Annotated in this window: 4 protein-coding genes; all 4 read left to right on the top strand. The window is 72.5% G+C overall.

Annotation, left to right across the window (positions count from 1 at the left end; all coding sequences use genetic code 11):
• Positions 1-148: 148 nt before the first annotated feature.
• Genes EQG76_RS07185 through EQG76_RS07170 form a run of 4 tightly spaced genes read left to right on the top strand, consistent with a single transcriptional unit; the run spans position 149 to position 4,002 of the window.
• Positions 149-781, top strand: a complete 633-nt coding sequence (locus tag EQG76_RS07185; RefSeq protein ID WP_159711937.1) for a PulJ/GspJ family protein — start codon at positions 149-151, stop codon at positions 779-781.
• Positions 768-1,439, top strand: a complete 672-nt coding sequence (locus EQG76_RS07180) for a prepilin-type N-terminal cleavage/methylation domain-containing protein (RefSeq protein ID WP_159711935.1) — start codon at positions 768-770, stop codon at positions 1,437-1,439. The genes EQG76_RS07185 and EQG76_RS07180 overlap by 14 nt, the downstream gene beginning before the upstream one ends.
• The gene (locus EQG76_RS07175) at positions 1,436-2,698 is read left to right on the top strand and encodes a type II secretion system protein GspK (protein WP_159711933.1); all 1,263 of its coding nucleotides are present in this window, start codon (positions 1,436-1,438) and stop codon (positions 2,696-2,698) included. The genes EQG76_RS07180 and EQG76_RS07175 overlap by 4 nt, the downstream gene beginning before the upstream one ends.
• Entirely contained in the window at positions 2,695-4,002 is a 1,308-nt protein-coding gene (locus EQG76_RS07170; protein WP_159711931.1) for a PilN domain-containing protein, read from the top strand. The genes EQG76_RS07175 and EQG76_RS07170 overlap by 4 nt, the downstream gene beginning before the upstream one ends.
• Positions 4,003-4,123 lie beyond the last annotated feature (121 nt).

Below are 4,123 nucleotides of genomic sequence, written 5' to 3'. Positions count from 1 at the left end.
CTGGAGCTGGCCGGCGGCACCGGCGATGCCGTGCTGTTCTATCCGAGCGGCGAGGCGTCCGCGGCGCGCCTGCTGGTGGGCAACGACGTCGAGGCGCGCCATCTCCTGGTGTCGCCCGTCACTGGCCGGATCCGGATCGTGGAAGACCATGCAGGCTGAACCGGTCATCCCGGGCGGCCTGCCCGGCAGGCCGGCGGAGGCCGGCTTCACCATTCTCGAAGTGCTGGTGGCACTCACCGTGCTGGCTCTGGTGGTGGCCGTGCTGTTCGAGGGCATCGCCAGCGGTCTGCGCCGCACCAGCTATGACGAGGGGCGCCTCGCTCTGGTGCTGGAGGCGGAACGCATCCTGCAGCGGATCGATCTGGACCTGGCGAGGCCGCTTCCGCTGCAGACCGGTGTCGAGGGCGAGCTGCGCTGGCGGCTGGATCGCCAGCGGATCCAGGACCTTCCGGCCCGCCCGCCGGCGCTCGGCGACGATCCGGAGGAGAACGAGCCGCAGGCCGGTCAGCTGGAGCTGGTGCGCTACGTGGTGACGGTGGAGGGGCCGGACGGCCGCCAGCTCTCGGTGCAGACCAAGCGCCTGCGCACCGTGCCGCAGCCGGCGACCCGCCCGGGGAGTGGCTTTGGCGACGATGCGGACGACGACGAGGCGGGCGGCTTCGGCGACGACGGCAGCTCGTTCGGCGACGATGATGGCGGCTTTGGCGACGGCGGGTTTGGCGGGGACAGCGGCTTTGGTGGAAGTGGGGGCGGGTTCGGAGGCGACGATGCGTCACCCTGAAGCCGGCTTCACCCTGATCGAGCTGCTGGTGGCGATGACCCTGCTGGCGGTGCTCGCCACCGTGGTCACCAGTGCGCTCGGCTCCACCAATCTCGCGATCCAGAAGGGTGACACGCGCACCACCGCGCTCACCGCGGCGGTCGACCTGCAGCAGTTGCTGGTGCGCGAGGTCGGCCGGGCCCGGCCCTACGTGCCCGACCGCAACGGCCGGCTCCAGCCGGTGTTCGAGGCCCGCCCCGACCGGCTGCGCTTCATCGCGATCCAGCCCGAGGGCCGCCCGGCGCCGGTGCTCCAGCTGGTCGAGCTCCAGATCGACAACCTGGCCGGGGTGGCGCAGCTGCTCCTGCGCAAGGTGCCGATCGGCGACGATCCGACCGAGGCGGTGCCGGACCTGGAAGCCCAGGCACCGATCGTGCTCCACCGCGGCGGCAGCTATGCGCTGCGCTATTTCGGCACAGTGCGCGCTGAGCGCCCCGCCGCCTGGGTCACTGCTTGGCCGCCCAATGCCACCGACCTCCCGCAGGCGGTGGCACTCGCCATGATCAGCCCGGGTGCCCTGCCGATGCCGGAGATCGTGGCACCCTTCCCGGTGCGGGGTGCCGCCATCTGCGGCGAGGAGCGGGTCGACTGCCGGCTCTTGTCGGGGAGCGCCCTATGACCCGCGACCGCCGCGGCAGCGCCGTGCTGGTGGTGATCTGGATGACGGGCGTGCTCGCGGTGATGGCGCTGGGCTTCTCCGGCCGGGTCCGCGAAGGCTCGCTGGAGGTCAACATGGCCGAGGCGCGCTTGAGGGCCAGTGCCGCGATCGACGGCGAGTTTGCCCAGATGCTCTACAACCAGTTGCGCAGCAGCCGGGAGATCGAGGATCGCGAGCGCGCCGAGGCCGCCCGGCGCGATGCCGAGGCTGAGGCCGAAGCCGAGGCCCAGGCCGATGCCGAGACCAATGCCGCCTTGGCCGACAGCGACGACGGCCTGGACAGCGGGTTCGACACCGGCGGCGACACGATGGACAGCGGGGAGACCGAGCGCTCTTTGTCGGATGCCTCCGGGGAGCCGGCGGTCGAGCCGAGCAACGGGATCGAGGCGATGATGCTGTCCGGCCGTGCGATGACGAGCCGGGTGGTGGCGGACGGGGTCAGCCTGTACCTGCATGCCGAACCGGAGATGGGAAGGATCGACGTGAACCGTGGCGACCCCAGGGTCCTGCGTGCCCTATTGGAGAAGATCGCGGATCGCCAGGTCGCCACGCGCGCGATCGAGGTCACCGAGGCAGGCAAGAAGCGGGCGAGCCGGGCTGGCGCCGTGATCGGCTCCGCCCCTCGGCCGTTCGTCAGCGTGGACGCGTGGCTGGCGGCCACCGGCATGGACGCGAGCATAGCGGAGCGGGTGCGGCCCTATCTCACCACCGCCACCGGTGCGCCGAACGTCGAGTTGAAGTTCGCCCGGCAGGAGCTGATCGACGTGCTGCCGTTCCTGTCGCGCTCGCAAAAGCAGATGATCGCCGAGGCGCGGGCCAAGTCCCCAGCCGAGCTCTCCAAGGTGCTGGCCCAGATCGCGGAGGATCCGAGCACGGCGCCGGAGCCCGGGGAGGAAGACGGGGAGGAGGGTGACGCCACGGGTCCAGCCAGGCAGGTCATGCGCCTGACGGTGGAGGCCACGATCGACGGGCTCCTGCGCCGGACCGACCGGTTCCTCCTGGCCTTCGAGGACGGCCAGGACGGCGGCGATGCCGGCGCCGGCGAGAGCGGCCAGACCGGCGAGACCGGCGATGCGCCTTTGGCCGTCACGGCGGCCGGGGCCGAAGCCGCCGCAGCACAGAGCGCCCAGCGCCTGCCCTTCGTGGTGCTGGACCGCCAGACTCTGGACGCACCGCCGCCGCCACCGCCGGCACCGGGCCAGGATGGGGTGCGGTCATGAGTGCGGCCACCCTGGACGAGGCGGACACGGGCAACGGCTTCCAGCGCTTCTGGCAGTGGTGGACCGGCGAGCTCGGCAGCTTCCTGCCGCGCCGGCGCCGCGACCCCCTGCTGCGCAAGGCGGTGATCCTGCTCTATGACGGCGTGGGCTTCCGGGTGATGGTCCGCCGCGGCACGGACGACGCGGTCGATCTCGGCCGGCTCGACCTGCCGCGGCCCAGCCGGATCGACGTCAAGCGCGGCGTGGCCGAACCCCGGCTGGTGCCGGACGAGCAGTCGGTCGAGCTGGCCGAACGGATCCGCCGGAGCAGGATGCCGGTGGTGCTGCGCCTGCCGGCCAGCGAGGGACTGGTTACGCGCGACGAGCTGCCGGCGGCGGCCGAGCGCCATCTCCAGGACGTGCTGGCGCACCGGGTCGACGTGCTGACCCCCTGGACGCCCGAGCAGATCGCCTATGATGCCCGGGTAATCGACCGCCCGGCCGAGACCGGCAAGATCCGGATCGAGGCCACCTTCGCGCCGCGCGAGGTCATCGACCGGCTGCTCGGCACGCTGGCCGGCTTCGAGCTGCAGCCGGCGGTGATCGACGTGGCGGGCGTCCATGTCGACGAGCTGCCGCGCGTCGACCTCCTCCAGGGCAAGGGCCGGCGTGGGTCGCGGCTCGGGCTGATGGCGTTCATCGGCGTGGCGGCCCTGGTGCCGTTGGTCACCCTCGTGCTGGCCTATGACATCTGGCAGCGCTCGGCCCTGGTCGAGGAGCGTCGCGCCCAGGAGCAGCGCCTCGTCGAGCGGCGGCAGGAGGCCGACCTCGCCCAGGCCGAGCGGTTGCAGGCGCTGGCGGATGCCAACTTCCTCAACGCCCGGCGGGCCGAGCGGCCGTCCTCGCTGGTGGCGCTAGAGATCATCTCCCGCGCGCTGCCGGACGATGCCTGGCTGTCGCGCTTCGAGCTGGCCGGCAACCAGATCACGCTGACCGGGGAGGCCAGCGAGGCGCCGCGGGTGCTGGCCCTGATCGGCGCTGACCCGCGCTTCGGCAATGCCGCGCTGGGCAATTCCAGCACGCGCGGGCCGTCGGTGGCGCCGGAGCTGTTCGGCCTGCAGGTCGACCGCTTCACCCTGACCGCCCAGCTCGCCGCCGATGCGCAGGTCCGCCCGCTCGGGGAGGACGGGCTGGAGATGGGGCCGGGCGGGGCGGAACTGCCCCGAGTCACCGCGCCGGGTGCCGGTCCCGAGGCGGCCGTGGACATGGACGATCCCCCCGATCCCGCGGAGCCCGTCGATCCCGCCCAGGGAGGCGTGCCATGAACGGGCTCGTCGCGACCCCCGCTGCCAGCCGTGCCGCGGCCGTGGCTCTCCTGCTGGCGCTGCTGGGCTTGGCCGCAGCGATGATCCTGGTGCCGCTCTGGCTGATCGACCGGCAGCACGA

The sequence above is a fragment of the Geminicoccus flavidas genome (genome assembly GCF_009806515.1).
GTDB classification, from domain to species: domain Bacteria; phylum Pseudomonadota; class Alphaproteobacteria; order Geminicoccales; family Geminicoccaceae; genus Geminicoccus; species Geminicoccus flavidus.
This window is presented reverse-complemented; position numbering and strand designations above follow the sequence as displayed.

What these genes read in the sequence shown, in the direction of transcription:
- EQG76_RS07170 (WP_159711931.1), top strand. Translation starts at nt 2,695, where the DNA reads ATGAGTGCGGCCACCCTGGACGAGGCGGACACGGGCAACGGCTTCCAG.
- EQG76_RS07180 (WP_159711935.1), top strand. Translation starts at nt 768, where the DNA reads ATGCGTCACCCTGAAGCCGGCTTCACCCTGATCGAGCTGCTGGTGGCG.
- EQG76_RS07175 (WP_159711933.1), top strand. Translation starts at nt 1,436, where the DNA reads ATGACCCGCGACCGCCGCGGCAGCGCCGTGCTGGTGGTGATCTGGATG.
- EQG76_RS07185 (WP_159711937.1), top strand. Translation starts at nt 149, where the DNA reads ATGCAGGCTGAACCGGTCATCCCGGGCGGCCTGCCCGGCAGGCCGGCG.